At 74.2% G+C, this 21,550-nt stretch carries 21 protein-coding genes; 12 read left to right on the top strand and 9 right to left on the bottom strand.

What is annotated here, in order from left to right:
• Nucleotides 1–21: 21 nt before the first annotated feature.
• Nucleotides 22–603, bottom strand: a complete 582-nt coding sequence (locus AB0G79_RS09120) for a hypothetical protein (protein ID WP_360802566.1) — start codon at nt 601–603, stop codon at nt 22–24.
• Between the two features lie 148 nt (nt 604–751).
• Between AB0G79_RS09120 and AB0G79_RS09115 the strand changes: the two genes are divergently transcribed.
• The 3 genes from AB0G79_RS09115 (at nt 752) to AB0G79_RS09105 (ending at nt 5,644) form a co-directional block, all read left to right on the top strand.
• The gene (locus AB0G79_RS09115) at nt 752–2,926 is read left to right on the top strand and encodes an acyl-CoA dehydrogenase (RefSeq protein WP_360802563.1); all 2,175 of its coding nucleotides are present in this window, start codon (nt 752–754) and stop codon (nt 2,924–2,926) included.
• An 11-nt stretch (nt 2,927–2,937) separates the two neighbouring features.
• Nucleotides 2,938–4,134: a lipid-transfer protein gene (locus AB0G79_RS09110; protein ID WP_360802560.1), complete on the top strand. Its 1,197-nt coding sequence runs from the start codon at nt 2,938–2,940 to the stop codon at nt 4,132–4,134.
• Between the two features lie 61 nt (nt 4,135–4,195).
• Nucleotides 4,196–5,644: an MFS transporter gene (locus AB0G79_RS09105; protein WP_360802558.1), complete on the top strand. Its 1,449-nt coding sequence runs from the start codon at nt 4,196–4,198 to the stop codon at nt 5,642–5,644.
• A gap of 32 nt (nt 5,645–5,676) precedes the next feature.
• On the opposite strand, the gene AB0G79_RS09100 is transcribed toward AB0G79_RS09105, so the two are convergent.
• From AB0G79_RS09100 to AB0G79_RS09080, 5 genes are all read right to left on the bottom strand, one after another.
• Nucleotides 5,677–6,318, bottom strand: coding sequence for a response regulator transcription factor (locus tag AB0G79_RS09100; RefSeq protein WP_360802555.1), 642 nt, complete (start codon nt 6,316–6,318; stop codon nt 5,677–5,679).
• 57 nt (nt 6,319–6,375) lie between these two features.
• Complete coding sequence (locus AB0G79_RS09095; protein ID WP_360802552.1) at nt 6,376–6,975, bottom strand: hypothetical protein; 600 nt, start codon at nt 6,973–6,975, stop codon at nt 6,376–6,378.
• Nucleotides 6,976–6,984: 9 nt separating this feature from the next.
• Nucleotides 6,985–8,082: a sensor histidine kinase gene (locus AB0G79_RS09090; RefSeq protein ID WP_360803074.1), complete on the bottom strand. Its 1,098-nt coding sequence runs from the start codon at nt 8,080–8,082 to the stop codon at nt 6,985–6,987.
• 90 nt (nt 8,083–8,172) lie between these two features.
• A complete protein-coding gene (locus AB0G79_RS09085; RefSeq protein ID WP_360802549.1) occupies nt 8,173–8,892 on the bottom strand; it encodes an ABC transporter permease in 720 nt (239 codons plus the stop codon).
• Complete coding sequence (locus AB0G79_RS09080) at nt 8,889–9,809, bottom strand: ABC transporter ATP-binding protein (protein WP_360802546.1); 921 nt, start codon at nt 9,807–9,809, stop codon at nt 8,889–8,891. The genes AB0G79_RS09085 and AB0G79_RS09080 overlap by 4 nt, the downstream gene beginning before the upstream one ends.
• Nucleotides 9,810–10,093: 284 nt before the next feature.
• Between AB0G79_RS09080 and AB0G79_RS09075 the strand changes: the two genes are divergently transcribed.
• From AB0G79_RS09075 to AB0G79_RS09065, 3 genes are read left to right on the top strand one after another with little or no spacing between them, the layout of a single operon-like run.
• Nucleotides 10,094–10,948 carry a MaoC/PaaZ C-terminal domain-containing protein gene (locus tag AB0G79_RS09075; RefSeq protein WP_360802543.1) on the top strand — a complete coding sequence of 285 codons (855 nt, stop codon included), beginning with the start codon at nt 10,094–10,096 and terminating at the stop codon, nt 10,946–10,948.
• A gap of 41 nt (nt 10,949–10,989) precedes the next feature.
• Complete coding sequence (locus tag AB0G79_RS09070; RefSeq protein ID WP_360802540.1) at nt 10,990–12,066, top strand: Zn-dependent alcohol dehydrogenase; 1,077 nt, start codon at nt 10,990–10,992, stop codon at nt 12,064–12,066.
• A 13-nt stretch (nt 12,067–12,079) separates the two neighbouring features.
• Nucleotides 12,080–13,024, top strand: coding sequence for a 3-oxoacyl-ACP reductase (locus AB0G79_RS09065; RefSeq protein WP_360802537.1), 945 nt, complete (start codon nt 12,080–12,082; stop codon nt 13,022–13,024).
• A gap of 107 nt (nt 13,025–13,131) precedes the next feature.
• Here AB0G79_RS09065 and AB0G79_RS09060 read toward each other — a convergent pair whose 3' ends face one another.
• Complete coding sequence (locus AB0G79_RS09060; RefSeq protein ID WP_360802535.1) at nt 13,132–13,272, bottom strand: hypothetical protein; 141 nt, start codon at nt 13,270–13,272, stop codon at nt 13,132–13,134.
• Between the two features lie 49 nt (nt 13,273–13,321).
• The gene (locus tag AB0G79_RS09055; RefSeq protein ID WP_360802532.1) at nt 13,322–14,509 is read right to left on the bottom strand and encodes a hypothetical protein; all 1,188 of its coding nucleotides are present in this window, start codon (nt 14,507–14,509) and stop codon (nt 13,322–13,324) included.
• A gap of 227 nt (nt 14,510–14,736) precedes the next feature.
• On the opposite strand from AB0G79_RS09055, the gene AB0G79_RS09050 reads away from it, so the two are divergent.
• Genes AB0G79_RS09050 through AB0G79_RS09025 form a run of 6 tightly spaced genes read left to right on the top strand, consistent with a single transcriptional unit; the run spans nt 14,737 to nt 20,850 of the window.
• Nucleotides 14,737–15,798, top strand: coding sequence for an iron-siderophore ABC transporter substrate-binding protein (locus AB0G79_RS09050; protein WP_360802530.1), 1,062 nt, complete (start codon nt 14,737–14,739; stop codon nt 15,796–15,798).
• Between the two features lie 51 nt (nt 15,799–15,849).
• Nucleotides 15,850–16,668 (top strand): Nif3-like dinuclear metal center hexameric protein, encoded by an 819-nt coding sequence (locus AB0G79_RS09045; protein WP_360802527.1) that lies wholly within the window; start codon nt 15,850–15,852, stop codon nt 16,666–16,668.
• Nucleotides 16,665–17,408: a C4-type zinc ribbon domain-containing protein gene (locus AB0G79_RS09040; RefSeq protein ID WP_360803071.1), complete on the top strand. Its 744-nt coding sequence runs from the start codon at nt 16,665–16,667 to the stop codon at nt 17,406–17,408. The genes AB0G79_RS09045 and AB0G79_RS09040 overlap by 4 nt, the downstream gene beginning before the upstream one ends.
• Nucleotides 17,408–19,078 carry a bifunctional RNase H/acid phosphatase gene (locus AB0G79_RS09035; protein WP_360802524.1) on the top strand — a complete coding sequence of 557 codons (1,671 nt, stop codon included), beginning with the start codon at nt 17,408–17,410 and terminating at the stop codon, nt 19,076–19,078. Before AB0G79_RS09040 ends, AB0G79_RS09035 begins: the two co-directional genes overlap by 1 nt.
• Before the next feature lie 55 nt (nt 19,079–19,133).
• The gene (locus AB0G79_RS09030) at nt 19,134–19,946 is read left to right on the top strand and encodes a GNAT family N-acetyltransferase (protein ID WP_360802521.1); all 813 of its coding nucleotides are present in this window, start codon (nt 19,134–19,136) and stop codon (nt 19,944–19,946) included.
• A 31-nt stretch (nt 19,947–19,977) separates the two neighbouring features.
• Nucleotides 19,978–20,850, top strand: a complete 873-nt coding sequence (locus AB0G79_RS09025; protein ID WP_360802518.1) for a DUF3592 domain-containing protein — start codon at nt 19,978–19,980, stop codon at nt 20,848–20,850.
• 9 nt (nt 20,851–20,859) lie between these two features.
• Here the strand turns inward: AB0G79_RS09025 and eda are convergent, their stop codons facing one another.
• Nucleotides 20,860–21,519, bottom strand: coding sequence for a bifunctional 4-hydroxy-2-oxoglutarate aldolase/2-dehydro-3-deoxy-phosphogluconate aldolase (gene eda, locus AB0G79_RS09020; RefSeq protein ID WP_360802515.1), 660 nt, complete (start codon nt 21,517–21,519; stop codon nt 20,860–20,862).
• Nucleotides 21,520–21,550: the final 31 nt, after the last annotated feature.

Below are 21,550 nucleotides of genomic sequence, written 5' to 3'. Positions count from 1 at the left end.
CGCCTCCGGTGTGGCACGCCGTCAGTCGTCGACGCCCAGGTCTCTGCGCATGGCGTCCTTCATCGCGCCCAGGAAGGGCCAGACGTCCTGGTGGAGCGCGTCCTCCATGGCCGCCAGCTCCGCCGCGTGCGCGTCGGGGTCGTCCAGGTACGTCCGGAGCGATCCGTACGCTCCGAGGAGCCGTTGCCTGGCCTGGCCGACGTGCTGCCGAACGGGGGCCGGGGCGATCATCTGGGACTCCGCGAAGCAGTCCCGGAAGGCGCCCCTGGCCGCCTCCAGGGTCTCCAGGGAGGCGGCTTCGTCCTCGCCGCGCCGCACCGCGTGCAGGTGGTTCGTCATCGAGGTCAGGAAGTGGCGTGCCGTGGTGTTCAGCGCGATGTAGCACGCGCGCCGGCGCTCCAGGCTCTCGCGCTGCCGTTGCCGCTCCTGCTCCGCGTGGGCCGACCGCTCGGCGTGGGCGTGCTCCTCGCGCCGCTGCTCGGCGGCGGCCCGGAGCTCCAGGAGCTTGGTGCGCTCCGCGCGGCTCTGCGTCAGCAGCGCCGCGCCGAGCGTTCCGGCCACACCGACCACGGCGATCAGCAGCGCCGTCAGGCTCGCGTTCATGGTGTTCCCCCCGTGCGTGAAGCGGTCCTCCGGACGATCCTTGCACGGCGCGGAGCCTCCGTCCGCTGTCCATGTGCCCCCTGACGCCCTGCATCTGACTTATCGTCAGCTCTTCCGTCGCAATGGAACGTGTTCTAGTCTGCGCCGCATGGGCATCGCCATCACGCACGAACAGCGGGAGCTCGGCCGGTCCGTCCGGGGCTGGCTCGCCCGGGCCGTACCGTCCGAGGAGGTGCGCAAGCACCTCGACGTCCCCGGCGCCGCCGCCGGGCGCCCCGCCTACTGGGACGCCGCCGTCGGACAGGGGCTCCTCGGACTGCACCTCCCCGAGGAGTACGGGGGCGGGGGCGGCGACCTCGGAGACCTCGTCGTCGTCGTGGAGGAGGCCGCGCGGGCGCTGCTCCCGGGGCCGTACCTCGGCTCCGTCCTCGCCGCCGAGGTCCTCCACCGGGCCGGCGGCCACGGGGAGCTCGTCGCCGCGATCGCCGGCGGCGAGCGGATCGCCGCCGTCGCCCTCGGCGGCACCGGCAGCCTCACCGCCGTCCGCGCCGACGGCGGCTACCTGCTCGACGGCCTCGCCCCGCCCGTCCTCGGCGGCGCCCAGGCCGACCTGCTGCTCCTCCGCGCCGCCACCGCCGACGGCTCCGTCTGGCTCGCCGTGGACACCGCCGACGCCGAGGGGCTGACCGTACGGCCCCACGAGAGCGCCGACCCGACCCGGCCCACCGCCGAGGTCACCGCCCGCGCCGCCCACGTCCCCGCCGCCCGCGCCCTCGACCTCGAACCCGGCCTCGTCCGCGACCTCGCCGCCGTCCTCCTCGCCGCCGACGCCTGCGGCACCGCCGCCCGCGCCGTCGACACCGCCGCCGAACACGCCCGCACCCGCGAGCAGTTCGGCCGCCCCATCGGACAGTTCCAGGGCGTCAAACACCTCTGTGCCGACATGCTCGTCCGGCTCGAACAGGCCCGCGCCCTCGCCTGGGACGCCGCCCGCGCCACCCACGACCCCGCCCGCTCCCTCACCGCCGCCCTCGCCGCCGCCACCGCCCTCGACGCCGCCTTCACCTGCGCCAAGGACTGCATCCAGATCCTCGGCGGCATCGGCTTCACCTGGGAACACGACGCCCACCTGCTCCTGCGCCGCGCCCTCGTCGCCCGCCAGCTCCTCGGCACCGGCGACCACCACCGCCTCGCCGCCCTCCGGCACGCCGCCGACGGCGCCCGCCGCGGCCTCCGCCTCGACCTGCCGCCCGAGGCCGACCCGTACCGCACCGCCGCCCGCGAAGCCGTCGCCCCCGCCGCCGGACTCGACCCGGCCGCCGCCCGGCGCGCCCTCGCCCCCACCGGCTACGCGGCACCGCACCTCCCGGAGCCGTACGGCCTCGGCGCGGGCCCGCTCCAGCAGCTCGCGGTGCAGAAGGAGCTGGAGGAGGCCGGGATCACCGTCGCCGGACTCGGCATCGGCGCCTGGGTCGTCCCCTCGCTCCTCGCCCACGGCACCCCCGCCCAGCAGGCCGAGCACCTCGCCCCCACCCTGCGCGGCGAACGCCTCTGGTGCCAGCTCTTCTCCGAACCCGAGGCCGGGTCCGACCTCGCCTCCCTCCGCACCCGCGCCGAACGCGCCGAGGACGGGACCTGGCGGATCACCGGCCAGAAGGTGTGGACGAGCGCCGCCCAGTGGGCCCACCACGGCATCCTGCTCGCCCGGACCGACCCCACCGCCCCCAAGCACAAGGGGCTCACCTACTTCCTCGTCGACATGAGGAACACCCCGGGGATCGACATCCGGCCGCTCAAGGAGATCACCGGCGACTCCCTCTTCAACGAGGTCTGGTTCGACGGGGCCGTCCTGCCCGCCGACGCCGTCGTCGGCGAGGTGAACGACGGCTGGCGGGTCGCCCGCAACACCCTCGGCAACGAGCGCGTCCACATGGCCGACCAGGTCGTCTTCGACAGCGGCCTCGAAGCCCTCATCCAGCGCGCGGAACAGGCGGACGGCGCCACCCGCGTACGGATCGGGGGCCTCCTCGCCGAGGCCCACGCCCTCGCCTGCATCGGCCTGCGCACCACCCTGCTCCAGGTCTCCGGCCTCGAACCGGGCGCGGGCGCCTCCGTCCGCAAGCTCGTCCAGACCCTCCACCAGCAGAAGGTCGCCGAGCTCACGCTCGAACTCCTCGGCCCGGACGGCGCCCTGCGCGAGGGCCCCGGCGAACGGGCCCTGCACGGACTGCTCATGTCCCGCTGCCTGACCATCGCGGGCGGCACCACCCAAGTACAGCTGAATGTCGTCGCCGAGCGCCTGCTCGGCCTGCCGAGAGACTGAGGGGAGCCACGATGACCGCCAAGGCCTACGTCGTCGGCGTCGGGATGACGAAGTTCGAGAAGCCGGAGACCCGGGACTGGCAGTACTGGGACATGGCCGGGGAGGCCGGCACCGCCGCCCTCGCGGACGCCGGGATCCCGTACGGCAGCGTGGAACAGGCCGTCGTCGGCTACTGCTTCCAGGCCTCCACCGCAGGACAGCGTGCCGTGTACGAGCTCGGTCTCACCGGCATCCCCGTCTACAACCTCAACAACAACTGCGCGACCGGCTCCACCGCCCTCATGACCGCCCGGCAGTTCGTCGAGGGCGGCGTCGCCGACTGCGTCCTCGCCCTCGGCTTCGAGAAGATGACCAAGGGCGCCCTGGGCGGCGGCGCGGGCGCCGGCGACTTCAAGACCTCGCCCGTCGCCCGCCACTACGGCATCATGGCCGCCGCCCACGGCTTCGAGATGTCCCCGCCCACCGCCCAGATCTTCGGCAACGCGGCCCGGGAGCACATGGAGCGGTACGGGACGACGGAGGTGCAGCTCGCCGCCGTCGGCGCCAAGAACCACCAGCACTCGGCGAACAACCCCAACGCCCAGTTCCAGGACGTCTACACGGTCGACGAGATCCTCGCCGCCAAGACCGTCCACCGGCCGCTCACCAAGCTCCAGTGCTCGCCGACCTCCGACGGCGCGGCGGCGGTGCTCGTCGTCTCCGAGCGGTTCGTCGAGGAGTTCGGGCTGCGGGAGAAGGCGGTGGAGATCGCGGGCCAGGCGATGACCACCGACACCGACGCGTCCTTCGCCTCGGGCTCCTGCATCGACGCCGTCGGCCGCCCCATGTCGCGGGAGGCGGCCCGTCTCGCGTACGAGCGCTCCGGGCTCGGCATCGAGGACGTGGACGTCGTCGAGCTCCACGACTGCTTCTCCATCAACGAGCTGCTGACGTACGAGGCGCTCGGCATGTGCGCGGAGGGCGCCTCGGGCAAGCTCGTCGAGTCCGGCGCGACGACGTACGGCGGCCGCTGGGTCGTGAACCCCTCCGGCGGCCTCATCTCCAAGGGCCACCCGCTCGGCGCGACCGGCCTGGCGCAGGCGGCGGAGCTGGTGTGGCAGCTGCGGGGCGAGGCGGGGCCGAGGCAGGTGCCGGGGGCGCGGGTCGGGCTCGCGCACAACATCGGTCTGGGCGGGGCGGCCGTGGTGACGCTGCTGCGGAAGTCCTAGGTCCACGCCTGGGTCGATATCCGGATGTACGGGGCAGGAGCGGTCTGCGACCATGACACCCATGCCGCAGACCGACGCCACCGACGCCACCGACGTCACCGACTCCGCCACGAGCGCCCCTCCCCGACCGCCCCGCCCCCTCCGCCCCTGGCTGATCGTCGCGACCGCCTGCGCGGGCCAGTTCCTCGTCGTCCTCGACGTCTCCGTCGTGAACGTCGCCCTGCCCTCGATGCGCACCGACCTCGGCCTGTCGCCGCTCGGCCTCCAGTGGGTCCTGAACGCGTACGCCATCGCCTTCGCGGGCTTCATGCTGTTCGGCGGCAGGGCGGCCGACCTGTACGGGCGGAAGGCGGTGTTCCTGCTCGGGCTCGGGCTCTTCACGGCGGCCTCGGTCGTCGGCGGCCTGGCGCCGTCGGGGCCGTACCTGATCGGCGCGCGGGCGGTGCAGGGCCTCGGTGCCGCCTTCCTGTCGCCGGCGACGCTGACCCTGATCACCGGCGCGGTCCCGGCGGGCCCGGCCCGCACCCGCGCGATCGGCACGTGGGCGGCGGTCGGCGCGGCCGGCGGCGCGGCGGGCGGGTTCGTCGGCGGGGCGCTCGTGGACCTGCTGTCCTGGCGCTGGGTCCTCCTCATCAACATCCCCGTCGGCATGGTCGTCCTCGTCGCCGCCGCGCTCGGCCTCCGCGAGACCGGCAAGGGCACGGGCCGCCGCCTCGACCTGCCCGGCGCCGTCCTCGTCACGGCGGGCCTGGCCACCCTGGCGTACGGGATCGGGCGCACCGAGGAGACGTCCTGGACCGACCCGTCCGTCCTCCTCACCCTCCTGGGAGGTCTCGTCCTCCTGGCCGCCTTCGTCGCGGTGGAGGCCCGCGCCGAGGTCCCGCTGATGCCGCTGTCCCTCTTCCGCAACCGCGCGGTGACGGCGGCCAACGTGGCGATCCTGCTGTGCGGTTCGACGTCCTTCGGCATGTGGTTCTTCATGACGGTGTACGCGCAGAACGTGCTCGGCTACACCCCGCTCCAGGCGGGCCTGGCGCTCGTCCCCAGCTCGCTCAGCGTGATCCTCGGCTCCAAGGCGGCCCCGCGCCTCATGCGGACGCTCGGCGCCCGGAACGTCGCCGTGGCCGGCGCGCTCATCGGCGCGGCGGGCTTCGCCTGGCAGTCGACGCTGACCGCCGACGGCACCTTCCTGGGCACGATCCTCGGCCCCGGCATCCTCATGATGCTCGGCCTCGGCCTCGCCACGACCCCGCTCGCCACCCTCGCGACGAGCGGCGCGGCCCCGGGCGACGCGGGCCTGGTCTCGGGCCTCGTCAACACCTCCCGCACGATGGGCGGAGCCCTGGGCCTCGCGGTCCTGTCGACGGTCGCGGCCTCGGCGTCCGCCGCCGCCTCGGGCGCCCTGGTCCCGGGCTACGCGACGGCCTTCCGCGCGGCGACGGGCATCCTCGTCGTGGCGGCGGCCTTCATGGCGCTGGCCCTGCCGAAGCAGCCGCGGCGCGCGGACTGAACACCGGCGGCGGCCCGCGGCCGCCCCCGCCGCTACAACCACCCCTGCTGACGCGCCGCCCGCACCGCCTCCATGCGGTTGCGGGTGGACGTCTTGCCGATCGCCGACGACAGGTAGTTGCGGACGGTGGACTCGGAGAGGCGGAGCTTCGCCGCGATGTCCGCGACCGTCGCCCCGTCCACCGAGGCGGCGAGAGCCTCCCGCTCGCGGGCGGTCAGCGGGTTCGGACCCGCGCCGAGCGCCGCCGCGGCGAGCGCGGGGTCGATGACCGTCTCCCCGCGCAACGCCATCCGCACGGCCTCCGCGAGCTCCTCGACCGGCCCGTCCTTGACGAGGAACCCGACCGCGCCCGCCTCCATGGCGCGGCGCAGATATCCGGGCCGGCCGAAGGTCGTCAGAATCAGCACCCGGCACTCCGGCGCCTGATCCCGCAGGTCCGCCGCGGCGTCGAGCCCCGACCGCCCCGGCAGCTCGATGTCGAGCAGGGCCACGTCGGGCCGGGCGAGCAACGCCGCGTCGACGACCTCGTCCCCACGCCCCACCTGCGCCACGACCTCGATGTCGTGCTCCATCCCGAGCAACAGCGCGAGCGCGCCGCGCATCATGCCCTGGTCCTCGGCGAGAAGGACGCGCACCGACTTCACGGGGCGGTGGTCCTGCGGCATCTCGGTCATGGACAACAGCGTAGGTCCGCCCCCACGACACCGCGCCGCGGTCGGGCTACCGGCTGCTCAGCGGTGGCCTCCGTACGAGGCGATCAGCGCGTCCACCACGGCCGCCGCGTCCGCCTCGGCCACGCCCTCGGGGTACTCCGGGAGCAGGTCGTCCCAGACGGGCATCCACGACCCGTACAGCTGGCTCTGGCCCTCGGGGCGGGCGAAGAACCAGATGTGGAGGTGGGCGCCGCCGTCGCCGATGCGATAGACGTGGGCCCGCGAGACATGCGGGAGCGCCTGGACGTGGCGGGCGATGTGCGTGCTGAGCACGCCCAACTCGGCCGCCAGGTCGTCGGGCAGGTCCGCCAGGTCGTGGTGGTCGAGCGGGTGCAGCATCAGCACCAGCGGCACGCCGGCCTTCGGTATCCGGGTGAGCCGCCACCGCTCGTCGAACCAGATGCCCTCCTCGCCGCTGCGGCACGATGCGCAGTCCGCCGGGTCCTCCCCGTGCCGGGGAGGCTCGGGCAGTACCGGCGGGCGCAGAGGCGCGACGCGCAGGCCGTCCGGTTCGAACGGGCTGATGTCCCACCCCGTCATACGGGCCAGGGGGAGCCGTCGTTCGGCGTCGGCGGCGGTCGTCGCGTGGTCGTAGAACTCGTCGGGTCGCAGTGCCATGGGCGAAGGCTACTGGCGTTCGAGGGTGCCGTCGCTCGCGGTGCCCGAGCCCGTCTCCGTGGGGAGCTCGGCCGTGACCCGGAAGCCGCCCCGGGGGCCCGGGCCCGTCGTCAGGGTGCCGCCTGCCGCCGCGACCCGTTCGCGCAGGCCGACCAGGCCGGTGCCGGGCGCCTGTCCCAGCGGGCCGCGGCCGTCGTCCGTCACGGTGAGGCGGATCCGGTCGGGCGTGCCGTCGAGGGCGATCACGCAACTCGTCGCCCCGCTGTGGCGGATGGCGTTGGTCGCGGACTCCCGTACGACCCAGCCGAGCAGCGCCTCCGTCTGCGGCTCCGGAAGCGGGCCCGCCTGGTGTACGACCGGGGAGATGCCCGCTGAGGAGAGCGCGTCGCGTGCCCGGTCCAGCTCCGCCGTGAGGCTGCCCTCGCGGTAGCCGGTGACGGCCTCGCGGATCTCGGTGAGGGCCTGGCGGCCCACCGACTCGATGTCGCCCACCTGGGCGAGTGCGGCGTCCAGGTCGTGCGGGGCGAGCCGCCGCGCGGCCTCCGACTTCACGACGATCACCGAGAGGGTGTGGCCCAGCAGGTCGTGCAGGTCGCGGGAGAACCGCAGTCGTTCCTTCTCGACAGCCGCCCTGGCCAGCTCCTCCCGGGTCACCAGCAGCTGCCGGACCGTCTCGTCGAGCGCGAGGATCGCGGCCGTCACCATCACGGAGATGAACGTGCCGTACACGATGCCGACGGAGTCCCAGTCGTCCCGCCAGAACGTCACCGCGCCCACCGCTCCGACCAGCGGGAACGTGATCAGAGGCAGCAGCTTGCCGCGCCGGACCACCGCCCCGACCGCGAGGCCCAGGAGCGGGAAGAGGAGCAGCCACTCGCGGCCGTAGCCGGTGGCGAGCGCGAACGTGAGAACGGCGAAGAGCGCGAGGAGACCCCAGGTTCGCGGGGTCTTCCTGCGGTGCGGGTCGAAGGCGCGGAAGACGAGGACGACGTACAGCGTGGCGAAGCCGAGCAGTCCGAGCCCGCCGGCCCAGGGGTACGGCGCCTCGCCGCGGAGGAGGTGGGAGAGCGCGCCGCCCGCCATCAGGAGCCAGGGCAGCAGGCTCAGCCCGGTCGGCCCGCGCCCCGACCGGGCCCGCGCTCGCTTCCGTACCCCCGTGACCGCCTTCGCGACCCGTCCGTTCCGCACGCCCGCTCCCTACGCCGTCCTCGCCGAACGACGGTACGAGACGGCCGCGTACGCGCCGAACAGCGCCGTCCACACCGCGACGACCGTCGGGGCCGTCACCCCCGGGGCCGTCCCGTCCGCCACGGACACGCCCAGCTCCGCGAAAGGGTGGGTGGGGGTGTAGGCGGAGAGGACGCGGAGCCAGTCGGGGAAGAGGGCGGCGGGGAACCAGAGGCCGCCGACGACGGCGAGCCCGAGGTTGCACGCGACGTTGACGACGCCGGCCGTCTGGGGCGTGTGCCGGTAGCCGTTGCCGAGGCCGAGCAGGGTGAAGGGGAGCGAGCCGAGCCAGAGGACGAGAGCGACGGCCGGCCACTGCCAGGCGTCCAGGCGGACGCCGTTGGCCAGGCCACCCGCGAGGAGGACGCCCCCGATCGCGGGGAGCACGACCACCGACCCGGTCAGGGCGCGGCCCGTCACGATCTGGCGGGGTGTCATGGGAGTGACCCGCAACTGCCGGAGCCAGCCGGTGGACTTGTCCTCGGCGATCCCGGTGCCGACGGAGAGGGCCGCACCGAGCGCTCCGTACGCCGCCATGCCGACCATCGCGGCCGTCCTGTGCCCGCCGTCGACCGTGCCGAGGTTGGTGAAGAGGAGGTACATCATCACCGGGACGCCGATCGTCGCGATGGTGAAGCCGGGGTCGCGCAGAGTGCGGCGCACTTCGAGCCGGACGTACGCGGTGATCATCGGACGCTCTCCAGAGGCGTGGGCACCGGGGACGGTCGGTGGGTGAGGGCGAGGAAGGCGTCGCCGAGGGAGGCCGGAGCGACGTCGAGGGAACGGATCGCGTCCCGCTCCGCGAGCGCGCGGACGGTCGCGTCGGGATCGCTCGTGCGCAGCCGGGCCCGGTCGCCGCGGAGCTCGTACGACGTGACGCCGGGGAGCAGCCCGAGCCACTCGGTCGTGCCGCCGCCGAGGTCGAAGGAGACGTGGCCGCCGCCGGCGGCCCGCTTGAGCTCCCCGGTCGTGCCGTCGGCGCGCACCCGACCGGATTCGAGGACGACGATCCGGTCCGCGTGCGCGTCGGCCTCCTCCAGATAGTGCGTGGAGAACAGGACGGTGTTGCCGCGGAGCGCGTAGCCGCGCAGGGAGCCCCAGAACTCCTGCCGGGCCTCGACGTCGAGAGCGGCCGTCGGCTCGTCCAGGACGACCAGTTCCGGGTTGCCGGCAAGGGCGACGGCGAAGCGGACCCGCTGGACCTGCCCACCGGAAAGCCGGTCGACGCGGCGGCCGGCCAGCTCGGTCAGCCCGGAGACGGCGAGCACTTCCCCGACCGGCATCGGTGCGGGGTGGGTGCGGGCGACGAACGTGACGAGTTCGCGGACGGTGACCCGCGGTACGGGCCGACCCTCCTGGAGCATCGCACCGACCCGGCCGGCGGCGACGGCGCGGGCCGGTGTGGCGCCGAAGAGGGAGACGCGGCCGGTGTCGGGCTCGTCGAGGCCGAGGAGCAGGCCGATGGCGGTGGACTTTCCCGCGCCGTTCCGTCCGAGCAGGGCCACGGTCTCGCCCCGTCGGACGGTGAGGTCGAGCCCGTCGACGGCGCGGACCGTCCCGTGGATTCTGGAGGCGGCCTCGAAGGTGACCGCGGGTGCGTCTGTCATACGGATGACGCTAGGGATCCGGGTGCCCTTCCCGGCAGGCGCGGACGTACGGACTTGGCGGTGACAAATGTCCTGGGGCATGGATCTGACGTTTCGTCAGTTCGCGCCCTCCGGAAGGGTTCCCAACTCCATGCGCCTCGGCTATACATGGGGTCCACCGACCTAGAACGCGTTCTAGAACGGCCGCGTTCCGGGACGGTCCCGCGCGGCCTCGGTGCGACCGACGGTGCGGACGGTCGCGCCGAGGTCTTTTTCGTGTCCCGCCCACGAGGAGCAGCAGCCCGATGCCGATCGACCCCGCCAAGGCCGTCGCCGCCGAACCCCGCAGCGCCGAGATCTCCTGGGACCACAAGGACGTCCAGCTCTACCACCTGGGACTCGGCGCGGGCGTGCCCGCGACCGATCCCGACGAGCTGCGGTACACCCTGGAGTCCCGGCTCCACGTGCTGCCCAGCTTCGCCACCGTCGCGGGCGCCGGGATGGCGGTCGCCGGGGGGCTCTCCGCCCCCGGCGTCGACGTCGACCTCGCCGCCGTCCTGCACGGCGGCCAGACCGTCACCCTCCACCGGCCGCTGCCCGTCAGCGGCCGGGCCGTCTCCACCTCGCGCGTCGCCGCCGTGTACGACAAGGGCAAGGCCGCCGTCCTCGTCCTGCGCACCGAGGCGTCCGACGACGACGGGCCGCTGTGGACCAACGACGCGCAGATCTTCGTCCGGGGAGAGGGCGGCTGGGGCGGGGACAGGGGCCCCTCCGAGCGGCTGCCGCTTCCGGAGCGCGCCCCCGACGCCACCGTCGAGCGGCCGATCCGCGAGGAGCAGGCGCTGCTCTACCGGCTCTCCGGCGACTGGAACCCGCTCCACGCCGACCCCGAGTTCGCCAAGCTCGCCGGCTTCGACCGGCCGATCCTGCACGGCCTGTGCTCGTACGGCATGACCCTCAAGGCCGTCGTCGACACCCTCCTCGGCGGGGACGTCACCCGCGTCCGCTCGTACCGCACGCGCTTCGCCGGAATCGTCTTCCCCGGCGAGACCCTCCGCGTCCGGATGTGGGCCGAGGAGGGCCGCGTCCAGGTGACGGTCACCGCCGTCGAGCGCGACGACGCCACCGTCCTCGCCGACACCGTCGTCGAACACTCCTGATCCGTAGTAGATCCGCGATCCGCACCGATTGGAGCCGCACCATGCGCGCAGCCGTACTGCACGAGATCGGCCAGGACAAGCTGGAGGTCCTCGACGACGTCGAGGCGGTGGGCTTCGGGCCCGGCAAGGTGAAGATCCGGGTACGGGCCACCGGGCTCTGCCACTCCGACGTCTCCGCCATGAGCGGCATCCTCCCGCAGCCCGCCCCCTTCATCCCCGGGCACGAGGGCGCCGGCGAGATCCTCGACGTCGGCGACGGCGTCACCGGGCTCACCCCCGGCCAGCGCGTCCTGCTCTGCTGGCTGCCCGCCTGCGGCACCTGCGCCGCCTGCAAGCGCGGCCAGACGCAGCTCTGCCTGGCCGGGTTCTTCAACGCCGGAGTCCCCAACTTCAAGCGCCCCGGCGGTGACGTCTTCGGCTTCGCCGGCACCGGCACCTTCACCGAGGAGGTCGTCGTCCCCGCCGGCTGCGCCGTGCCCATCCCCGACGACGTCCCCTTCGACATCGCCGCCCTCATCGGCTGCGGCGTCACGACGGGCCTCGGTGCCGCCATCAACACCGCCCAGGTGAAGGCCGGTTCCTCGGTCGCCGTCATCGGCTGCGGCGGCGTCGGCATCTCCGCCATCCAGGGCGCGAAGCTCCAGGGCGCCGCCCAGATCATCGCCGTCGACCCCGTCGAGTCCCGCCGCGAGGCCGCCCTCCGCTTCGGCGCCACCGAGGCCGTCGCCCCCGACGCCCTCGCCGACGCCAAGCAGCGGATCACCGGCGGCGAGGGCTTCGACTACGTCTTCGAGGTCGTCGGCAAGTCCGCCACCGCCCGCACCGCGTACGAGACGACCCGCCGCGGCGGCACCCTCTGCGTCGTCGGCGCCGGGGCCCTCGACGACTTCCTCCAGCTCAACATGTTCGAGCTGTTCTTCGACGAGAAGCGGATCCTCCCCTCCATGTACGGCGGCGGGGACGTCCTCACCTCGTACGAGCGGACCATCGCGCTCTGGCGGGCCGGCCGCATCGACCTGGAGTCGCTCATCACCCACCGGGTCCCGCTGGCCGGCATCAACGAGGCCATCGAGCAGATGCGGACCGGTGTCGCCCTCCGTACCTGCATCGAGATCTGAGAGGACCCCTTCCATGTCACTCCCTCTTGAGGGGCTGAGCGCGATCGTCACCGGCGCCGGGCGCGGTCTCGGCCGCGCCGAGGCGCTCGAACTCGCCCGGCTCGGCGCGGCCGTCGTCGTCAACGACTACGGCCAGCCGGGACGCGACGGCTCCGGCGACGCCTCCGCCGCGCCGGCCGAGGAGGTCGCCGCCGAGATCCGCGCGGCCGGCGGGCGGGCGGTCGCCCACCTCGGCGACGTCTCCGACTTCGAGACGGCCCGCGGCCTGGTCGACCTCGCGGTGAGCGAGTTCGGGAAGCTGGACGTCCTGGTCAACAACGCGGGCATCCTCCGCGACCGGATGGTCTTCTCGATGAGCGAGGACGAGTGGGACTCGGTGATCCGGGTCCACCTCAAGGGCCACTTCAACACCACCCACTTCGCCGCCGTGCACTGGCGGGGCCGCTCCAAGGCGGGGGAGACCGGCGTCTACGGCCGGATCGTCAACACCTCCTCCGAGGCCTTCCTCGCCGGTTCGGCCGGACAGCCGAACTACGCGGCGGCCAAGGGCGGCATCGTCGGCCTCACGACCTCCTCGGCGCTCGCGCTCGCCCGGTACGGGGTGACCGCCAACGCCATCTGCCCGCGGGCCCGCACCCGGATGACCGAGGACGTCTTCGCCGGCTTCGCCGAGCCGACCGGCGAGGGCGACCTCGACCCGCTGTCCCCGGAGCACGTGGCGCCGCTCGTCGGCTACCTCGCCTCCCCGGCCGCGGCCGGGGTCAACGGACAACTGCTCGTCGTCCACGGCGGGATGGTCGCGGTCGTGGACCGGCCGAAGGTGTCGGCGAAGTTCGACACCTCCAAGGAGGCGTTCACGTACGAGGAGCTCGACGGGCTCCTCACGCCGCACTACGCGTCCCGCCCGGCCGGCGAGACCTTCGCCGCGGCCGAGGTGCTCGGCCTGAAGAAGGGCTGAGCGGGGACGGAACCGGTCCAGGGGGGACACGGTGGGGAACGGTGGGGAACGGTGAAGGGCCCCGGGGAGACCCGGGGCCCTTCACCGTCTCGCGTCACCGAATCCGGTCACCGCGCGTCGGGTTCGCGGCGGTGGCGCCCGTGCGGGGAGGACGTGGAGTCCTCCGCCGACGAGGCCTTGCCGCGGTGCTTCCCGGAGCCGTTCGGCTCCTGGCCCTCCGTGCTCGCTTCCGACTTGCTGGAACTCACCGCTGGAACTCACCCCGTAGAAATCGGTCTTGCCGTGCGGCCCGTGAGTCTAACCAGCCGGTTTGCGGTCGGTCAGGGGCGCCTGCTGCAAGGGCACCGGACGGCACACCCGCGGCTCGTCGGCGTCCACCACGACGCCGGGGTCCAAGGCCACCGCGGGGTCCAAGGCCACCGCGGGGTCCGGCTCCGGTTCCGGCGGGACCTCCAGCTCCGCGAGCCCGCACGGCGTCTCGGCCGTCACGTGCGGCAGCCGCAGCACGCCCTCCGCCGTCCACAGCCCCGACCCCGCCAGCCACCCCGCCGGCGCCGCCGCCTGCACCAGGCGGCGCGACGACGGCTCCCAGGTCCCCACCCAGCTCCCGCCGCCCGCGTCGATCCGCAGCGCCACCGAGCAGCTCTCCGGCATCAGCACCTGCCCCGGCTGCACGGCGAAGGGCGTCACCTCCGCGTCGTCCAGCCGCAGGCACTCCGGGAACCGCACCGGCAACAGGCTCCCGAGCACCCCCCAGCCGAGCCGCTCCCGGCCCGGCGACGGCGCGTCGGAGCGGATCAGGAGCAGCCCGCTGTCCGGGTCGGCGAGCAGCAGCCGGTCGTCGCTCTCCTCGGTGATCTGGAGCAGGGGCGTGACCTCGCCACCCCGCTCCAGGTCGACGGCGACGGCCTTCACCGGCCCGTCGCCGAGCCGCCGGTCGAGCGCCAGCATCCGGCCCGTACGGTCCAGCCACACCCCGCCCGAGCAGTCTCCCCTCACCTCCGCGACCTGCTCGGGGCCGAACGCGCCGCCCGCCACCAGCCACAGCGTCGTCGTGTCGGGGCCGACGCACATCGCGTACGCGCAGATGCCGTCGGGCGAGGGCGGCAGCAGGACCAGCCGCTCGGAGCCGGGCGCCTCCACGGCGCCGAGCTGGAGCTCGCCGGTCTCCGGGCCCGTCGGGTAGAGCAGGGAGAACGTGATGCGCCGGCCGTCGACGCGGCGGGCGACCAGGACCCGGCCGTCGGCGAGCGGCAGCACCTGGGTGCCCGGCTCCTCCGGCTGGCCGAGGGGGAGCGGGACGGCGTACGGCTCCGGGCCGTCGAGCGTCCACCGCTCCACGAACAGGGCGTCCCCGGCGCCCGCGAGGCGCGCCGCGTAGGCGCCGTTCGCCGTGATCACGAACGGGCTGTCGTGCCCGAGGTCCCCCTCGCGGCCCTCGTCCTCCCCGGAGTCCTCCCCGGTCTCGATGGCACACGCTGTCATCGACTCGTCACCTCCGGCCCCGAAGCTAGTTTTCGCACTTCCTGCCGAACAACACGACCCCGGTCACTTCACACATAAGGGTGGTCGTCGATCGGTTCGGCCGCGGGGGAGGGGGCGGCTGTGCTGGAGTGGCCGGTGGTGAGTAAGGTAAGGCGAACCTAAGCGGAGTCTGTGGCTCCGTCCAGGTCGTGCCCCCGTCCCCGTACACCCCGTACCAGGAGCTCCGTATGTCCTTCCGCCGCCGCGGTACCGCCACCGTCGTCGCCCTCGCCGCCGCGCTCTCGCTCGCGGCCTGCGGAGGAGGGGACAACGGATCCGACGCCTCCGCGAAGGAGACCAGCGGAGCCAAGGAGGCCCAGGGGGACGCCGGCAAGAAGAAGGACGTCGCCACCGGCGGCAAGGACTTCGGCGACGCCGCCGCCAAGACCGCGGCCATGGGCACGGACGCCAAGGCCGGGCAGTTCCCGCGCACCCTCACCCACGCCCTCGGCACGACCGAGCTCAAGGCCGCGCCCAAGCGGGTCGTCGTCCTCGACGTCGGCGAGCTCGACAACGTCGTCTCCCTCGGCGTCAAGCCCGTCGGCTACGCCCCCTCCGAGGGCGACGACGGCATCCCCGGCTACCTCGCCAAGGACGCCGGCAACCCGAAGTCCGTCGGCACCATCAACAACCTCAACCTCGAGGCCATCGCCAACCTGGAGCCGGACCTCATCCTCGGCAGCCAGCTGCGCGCCGCCGACAAGTACGACGAGCTCTCGCAGATCGCGCCGACCGTCTTCTCCATCCGCCCGGGCTTCACCTGGAAGGAGAACTACCTCCTCAACGCCGCCGCGCTCGACAAGACCGCCGAGGCGAAGACGAAGCTCGCCGCGTACGAGACGAAGGCCAAGCAGCTCGGCACGGACGTCGGTCCCGACAAGCCGACCATCTCCATGGTCCGCTACCTCCCCGGCAAGATCCGCCTGTACGCGAAGGCCTCCTTCATTGGCACGATCCTCGAGGACGCCGGTCTGCCGCGGCCCAAGAACCAGCAGATCAACGAGCTCGCCGCCGAGATCAGCCCCGAGAAGATCGACGAGGCGGACGCCGACTGGATCTTCACCGGCGTCTACGGCGACGCCAAGGCCACCAAGAAGAGCGCCGCCCAGGCCAACCCGCTCTGGAAGAACCTGGGCGCCGTCAAGAAGGGCCAGGCGAAGGACGTCCCGGACGAGACCTGGTACCTCGGCCTCGGCGTCACGGCCGCGAACAGCGTCCTCGACGACCTGCGCGCCGACCTCGTGAAGTAGTTGTCCACAGCCCAGATCTGCGGGGCGCGGAAGAAAGGTAGCCTTTCTCCCGTGCCCCGTCTGTCTGAAGTCATCGCCGAGCTCGACGCCCTCTGGCCGCCAGAGCGCGCCGAGTCGTGGGACGCCGTCGGCACCGTCTGCGGCGATCCCGACGCCGAGATCGGCCGCGTCCTCTTCGCGGTCGACCCCGTCCAGGAGATCGCCGACGAGGCCGTCGCCCTCGGCGCCGACCTCCTCGTCACCCACCACCCGCTCTACCTGCGCGGTACGACGACGGTCTCGGCCGGCCACTTCAAGGGCCGCGTCGTGCACGGACTCATCAAGAACGACATCGCGCTCCACGTCGCGCACACCAACGCCGACACCGCCGACCCCGGCGTCTCCGACGCCCTCGCCGGCGCGCTCGACCTCCGGGTCGTCGGCCCCCTCGTGCCCGAGAACAACCTCGGCCGGATCTGCGAGCTCGACCGCCCCGAGACCCTCGCCGAGTTCGCCGCCCGCGCCGCGAAGCGACTGCCGTCCACCGCGCAGGGCATCCGTGTCGCGGGCGACCCCGGCATGACCGTCCGCCGCGTCGCCGTCAGCGGCGGCTCCGGCGACAGCCTCTTCGGAGCCGTACGGGCCGCCGGAGTGGACGCCTTCCTCACCGCCGACCTGCGCCACCACCCGGCCTCCGAGCAGACCCAGCAGTCGCCGCTCGGCCTGGTCGACGCCGCCCACTGGGCCACCGAATGGCCCTGGTGCGAGCAGGCCGCCGCGCAGCTCGACGAGATTTCCGACCGCCACGGCTGGGGCCTCCGCGTCCACGTCTCGAAGACGGTCACCGACCCCTGGTCCTCCCACCACACCTCCCCTGGAGCCCCCAACTGAACGCCGCGCCCGCCGACCAGATCCGCCTCCTCGACGTCCAGGCCCTGGACGTACGACTCCAGCAGCTCGCCCACAAGCGCAAGTCGCTGCCCGAGCACGCCGAGATCGAGTCGCTGACCAAGGACCTCACCCAGCTGCGCGACCTGCTCGTCGCCGCGCAGACGGAGGAGAGCGACTGCGGCCGCGAGCAGACCAAGGCCGAGCAGGACGTCGACCAGGTCCGCCAGCGCGCCGCGCGCGACCAGCAGCGGCTCGACTCCGGCGCCGTCTCCTCCCCGAAGGACCTGGAGAACCTCCAGCGCGAGATCGTCTCCCTCGCCAAGCGCCAGGGCGACCTGGAGGAGGTCGTCCTCGAGGTCATGGAGCGCCGCGAGTCCGCGCAGGAGCGCGTGACCGAGCTGTCCGGCCGGGTCGAGGCCGTGCAGGCCAAGGTGGACGACGCCACCGCGCGCCGCGACGCCGCGACGGCCGAGCTGGACACCGAGGCGGGCGCCGTCACGAAGGAGCGCGAGGTCGTCGCCGGTGCCGTCCCGGACGACCTCCTGAAGCTGTACGACCGCCTGCGCGAGAAGCAGGGCGGCATCGGCGCGGCCCGGCTGCACCAGCGCCGCTGCGAGGGCTGCCGCCTGGAGCTCGACGTCACCGAGGTGAACGAGATCCGCGCCGCCGCGCCCGACAAGGTCGTCCGCTGCGAGAACTGCAGCCGCATCCTGGTCCGCACCTCGGAGTCCGGCCTGTAATGACCTCTTCACGCGAGCTGATCGTCGAGGCGGACGGCGGCTCCCGGGGCAACCCGGGGCCCGCCGGTTACGGCGCCGTGGTCCTTGACCCGGTGACGGGCGAGACGCTCGCGGAGGCGGCCGAGTACATCGGCGTGGCGACGAACAACGTCGCCGAGTACAAGGGCCTGGTCGCCGGCCTCAAGGCGGCCATGGCGCTCTTCCCCGACGCCACGGTCCACGTCCGCATGGACTCCAAGCTCGTGGTGGAGCAGATGTCCGGGCGCTGGAAGATCAAGCACCCGGACATGAAGCCGCTGGCGGCGGAGGCGGGCCGGATCTTCCCGTCGGGCCGGGTCCGGTACGAGTGGATCCCCCGCGAGCTGAACAAGCACGCGGACCGGCTCGCCAACGAGGCGATGGACGCGGGCAAGCGCGGCCGCCAGTGGGAGCCGTCCGGCTCGACGGCCGCCCTCGACGCCTCGGCGGCCCGCAACGCGGCCGCCCCGCCCCCGTCGGGTCCGCCCGGCGACGCGGCGGCGGGCGCGGCCCGAGCCCGCGCGGCCCTGACGGGCACGCCGTCCGGAGCGCCGACGACCCCCGCCGGCACGGGCCTGGGCACGGGTGCCTGGCCCACGCCGACCCCGGCCCCGCAGCCGGGCGACGGCCTGTTCGCGGCGGAGGCCGTGACGTCGGGAACCGCACCGGTCGCCTCCGGCGACTTCGAAGCCGAGGCGGCCGCCGCGGCCGCGACCGGCCACGCTGCACGGGCCCACACGAAGAGCGGCACGACCGCTGCAACCGCCCCGACCACGGCGCCCGGGACGACCACGGCGTCCGGGACGACCACGGCGTCCGGCCTGGCCACGGCTCCCGGCTCCGCCGCGGTGCCGGGCCCGGCCACAGAGTCCGGCCCGGCCACGGAGTCCGACCCGGCCACGGCTCCCGACTCCGCCTCGGCGGCTGGTTCGGCCTCGACGGCCAACTCCGCCGCGACGGCCGGCTCCGCCTCGACGGCCGGTGCCGTCTCCTCCGCCCCCCGCCAGGGGTGGACCGGACCCGACATGGGGGCGCCCGCCACCTTCGTGCTGTTGCGGCACGGGGAGACCGCGCTCACGCCCGAGAAGCGGTTCTCCGGGAGCGGGGGGTCCGATCCGGAGCTGTCGGCGGCCGGGCTGCGGCAGGCCGAGGCCGTGGCCGAGGCGTTGGCCGCGCGGGGGACCATCCAGGAGATCGTGAGCTCGCCGCTCACCCGGTGCCGCCAGACCGCCGCCGCCGTCGCCGCCCGGCTCGGGCTCGACGTGCGGATCGAGCGCGGGCTGCGCGAGACGGACTTCGGTGCCTGGGAGGGGCTCACCTTCGGTGAGGTCCGCGAGCGGTACCCGGCGGACCTCGACGACTGGCTCGCCTCCCCGAAGGCCGCGCCGACCGGCGGCGGCGAGAGCTTCGCCGCCGTCACCCGGCGCGTCTCCGCCGCGCGGGACCGGCTGACCGCCGCGTACGCCGGCCGGACGGTCCTTCTCGTCACCCACGTCACCCCGATCAAGACCCTGGTCCGGCTCGCCCTCGGCGCCCCGCCGGAGGCCCTGTTCCGCATGGAGCTGTCGGCCGCCTCGATCTCGGCCGTGGCCTACTACGCCGACGGCAACGCCTCGGTGCGGCTCCTCAACGACACCTCCCACCTGCGCTGACGAACCGTCCGCAAACGGCTGGACCCCGGCCCGGCCGCGTACCACCATCGACTCCATGACCTGGACCTTCACCGAGGACGCCGACGCCTTCCGGACCGCCGCCGCCGGCCTGCTCGCCGCCGAGGCGACCCGCAACACCGCCGTCCTGACCCTCATGGGCGCCGCCGGGCGGCTCGGCTGGTGGACCGAGGCCGACGGCCGGGTCACGGGGGTGCTCGCGGTGTCCCCGCCGCGCGTCCCCGCCTTCGGCGCCGTGACCGTGGAGGCCGCCCGCGCGCTCGTCCTGCCGGAGGGGGAGGAGCCCACCGCCGTACGGGGGGAGACCGCGGCCGTCGAGGCGTACGCGGAGGCCACCGGCCGCCCCTGGCGCCCCACGGTCCGCATGCGGCTCTTCCGCCTCGGCGAGCTCACGGAGCCCGACCCGCCCCCGGCCGGCCGCGCCCGCCGGGCGGTCGCCGCGGACCTGCCGCTCCTCACCGGCTGGACCCGGGAGTTCGCGCTGGCCATCGGAGAGGAGCCCGCCGAGGACTACACGGGCTTCGTCACCGACCGGATCTCCGACGGCCGCCTCTGGCTCTGGGAGGCGGCCGACGGCCGCCCCGTCTCGATGGCCGCCGTCTCCCGGACGATCGAGGGCCAGGCGCGCGTCCACCTCGTCTACACCCCGGCCGCCGAACGCGGCCGGGGGTACGCGGCGGGGGCCACCGAGGCGGTGAGCCGCGCCGCCCTGGACGCCGGCGTCGCCCACGTCCTCCTCTTCACGGACCTCGCCAACCCCATCAGCAACGCCCTGTACCAGCGGCTCGGCTACCGCCCGGTGACCGACCACCTGGGCGTGGAGTTCGAGCCCTCGCCACCGAACGTATGATCGCCGCCGGATCCAAGGGGAAGGTGGGGGCGTGGAGAGCTCGCTGTCGGGCAGGGGAATCAGTGCGAGATTCAACGGGGCGCGCCTGAGCGTCGTCCGTGACGGCACGACCTGGACGATCCCGCTCCGGGCTATCGCGTACGTCGGGGGCGCGGCGGACCGCGCCGAGGTGCGGATCGCGATCTCCGGCCCCGACTCCGGCGGGGCCCGGCACGGGCTCGGCGGCTCCGTCGTCCTGGCGGGTCCCAACCGGCACGCCGCCACCGCCTTCGCCGACCACGTCCGCGCCTCCCTCGCCGGTGTCGAACCCGCCGAGGACGGCCACGCCCTCGTGACCGTCGAACGCCCGCCCCTCGCCACGCTGCCCACGGGTGACAAGAGCTCCCGGGCCGTCCTGATCGGCTTCCTCGTCTGCCTCTACGTCGGCGCCCTCTGGGCCGTCGGCGCGACCGGCCCCCGCCCCGCCGGGCAGGCCGTCGCGTCCCTGACCGTCGGCGGCGCGCTCTTGGCCCTCGGCGCGGTGGGCCTGTGGCGGGTCGCCCGCCGGTTCCGGAACAGCCGTATCCTCCGTACCCGCGGCATCGGCGTCGTCGGCCAGGTCGACGGCTACCTCCGGATCTGGACCAGCGGCGGCCACACCTGGGTCTTCCCGCACCTCAGCTACACGACCGCCGACGGCCGCCGCTTCGAGGGCGTGACCTCGGCCGTCTCGGCCGGCTGGGATGTCCGCACCGCCAAGACGACGGAGGTCCTGTACGACTCCGCCGACCCGCGCCGCGCGGGCGTCCCGCCGACGGCCGGCTTCCTCGCCCGCAGCACCGTCCTCGGCCTCGTGTCCCTCTTCCCGCTGCTCCTCGGCCTCCTCGCGATCCTGATGAACACGAGCCTCTCCGTCGCCCCCTGAGCGACCCGCCTACGACACGGCGAGCGCCGCCGCCCCCCGCGCCAGCGCCTCCACCCGTGCCCAGTCGCGGGCCGCGAGGGCGTCGGGCGGCACCATCCACGTACCGCCGACGCAGCCGACGTTCGGCAGGGACAGGTAGGCGGGGGCCGAGGCGAGGGAGATGCCGCCGGTCGGGCAGAAGCGCGCCGACGGGAGCGGTCCCGCGAGGGATTTCAGGTACGGGACGCCGCCCGCCGCCTCCGCCGGGAAGAACTTCATGTCCCGCACCCCGCGTTCGAGGAGGGCGACGACCTCCGTGGCCGTCGAGACGCCCGGCAGGAACGGCACGCCCGAGTCCCGCATCGCGCGGAGCAGGCCGTCGGTCCACCCAGGGCTCACCAGGAACCGGGCCCCGGCCCGGACCGCGTCCGCGACCCCGGTCGCCGAGACGACCGTCCCCGCCCCGACGACCGCGCCCGGCACCTCGGCGGCGATCGCCCGGACCGCGTCGAGCGCGACGGGGGTGCGGAGGGTGACCTCGACGAGCGGCAGGCCGCCGGCGGCGAGGGCGCGGGCGAGGGGGACGGCGTCGGCGGGGTCGTCGAGGACCACGACGGGCACGACGGGGACGACGGAGGCCGAGGCCAGGTCGAACACACTCGTCGGGGGCGGCGCCAGGCTGCTCGTCATGGCGTCATCCTGCCGACGTCGCGCGCACCCC

It is taken from the genome of Streptomyces sp. NPDC020807 (assembly GCF_040641575.1).
In the GTDB taxonomy this organism is placed as follows: Bacteria; Actinomycetota; Actinomycetes; order Streptomycetales; family Streptomycetaceae; genus Streptomyces.
This window is presented reverse-complemented; position numbering and strand designations above follow the sequence as displayed.

What these genes read in the sequence shown, in the direction of transcription:
- AB0G79_RS09095 (WP_360802552.1), bottom strand. Translation starts at nt 6,975, where the DNA reads ATGGCACTGCGACCCGACGAGTTCTACGACCACGCGACGACCGCCGCC.
- AB0G79_RS09070 (WP_360802540.1), top strand. Translation starts at nt 10,990, where the DNA reads ATGCGCGCAGCCGTACTGCACGAGATCGGCCAGGACAAGCTGGAGGTC.
- AB0G79_RS09100 (WP_360802555.1), bottom strand. Translation starts at nt 6,318, where the DNA reads ATGACCGAGATGCCGCAGGACCACCGCCCCGTGAAGTCGGTGCGCGTC.
- AB0G79_RS09110 (WP_360802560.1), top strand. Translation starts at nt 2,938, where the DNA reads ATGACCGCCAAGGCCTACGTCGTCGGCGTCGGGATGACGAAGTTCGAG.
- AB0G79_RS09065 (WP_360802537.1), top strand. Translation starts at nt 12,080, where the DNA reads ATGTCACTCCCTCTTGAGGGGCTGAGCGCGATCGTCACCGGCGCCGGG.
- AB0G79_RS09120 (WP_360802566.1), bottom strand. Translation starts at nt 603, where the DNA reads ATGAACGCGAGCCTGACGGCGCTGCTGATCGCCGTGGTCGGTGTGGCC.
- AB0G79_RS09050 (WP_360802530.1), top strand. Translation starts at nt 14,737, where the DNA reads ATGTCCTTCCGCCGCCGCGGTACCGCCACCGTCGTCGCCCTCGCCGCC.
- AB0G79_RS09105 (WP_360802558.1), top strand. Translation starts at nt 4,196, where the DNA reads ATGCCGCAGACCGACGCCACCGACGCCACCGACGTCACCGACTCCGCC.
- AB0G79_RS09085 (WP_360802549.1), bottom strand. Translation starts at nt 8,892, where the DNA reads ATGATCACCGCGTACGTCCGGCTCGAAGTGCGCCGCACTCTGCGCGAC.
- eda (WP_360802515.1), bottom strand. Translation starts at nt 21,519, where the DNA reads ATGACGAGCAGCCTGGCGCCGCCCCCGACGAGTGTGTTCGACCTGGCC.
- AB0G79_RS09080 (WP_360802546.1), bottom strand. Translation starts at nt 9,809, where the DNA reads ATGACAGACGCACCCGCGGTCACCTTCGAGGCCGCCTCCAGAATCCAC.
- AB0G79_RS09115 (WP_360802563.1), top strand. Translation starts at nt 752, where the DNA reads ATGGGCATCGCCATCACGCACGAACAGCGGGAGCTCGGCCGGTCCGTC.
- AB0G79_RS09075 (WP_360802543.1), top strand. Translation starts at nt 10,094, where the DNA reads ATGCCGATCGACCCCGCCAAGGCCGTCGCCGCCGAACCCCGCAGCGCC.
- AB0G79_RS09035 (WP_360802524.1), top strand. Translation starts at nt 17,408, where the DNA reads ATGACCTCTTCACGCGAGCTGATCGTCGAGGCGGACGGCGGCTCCCGG.
- AB0G79_RS09030 (WP_360802521.1), top strand. Translation starts at nt 19,134, where the DNA reads ATGACCTGGACCTTCACCGAGGACGCCGACGCCTTCCGGACCGCCGCC.
- AB0G79_RS09055 (WP_360802532.1), bottom strand. Translation starts at nt 14,509, where the DNA reads ATGACAGCGTGTGCCATCGAGACCGGGGAGGACTCCGGGGAGGACGAG.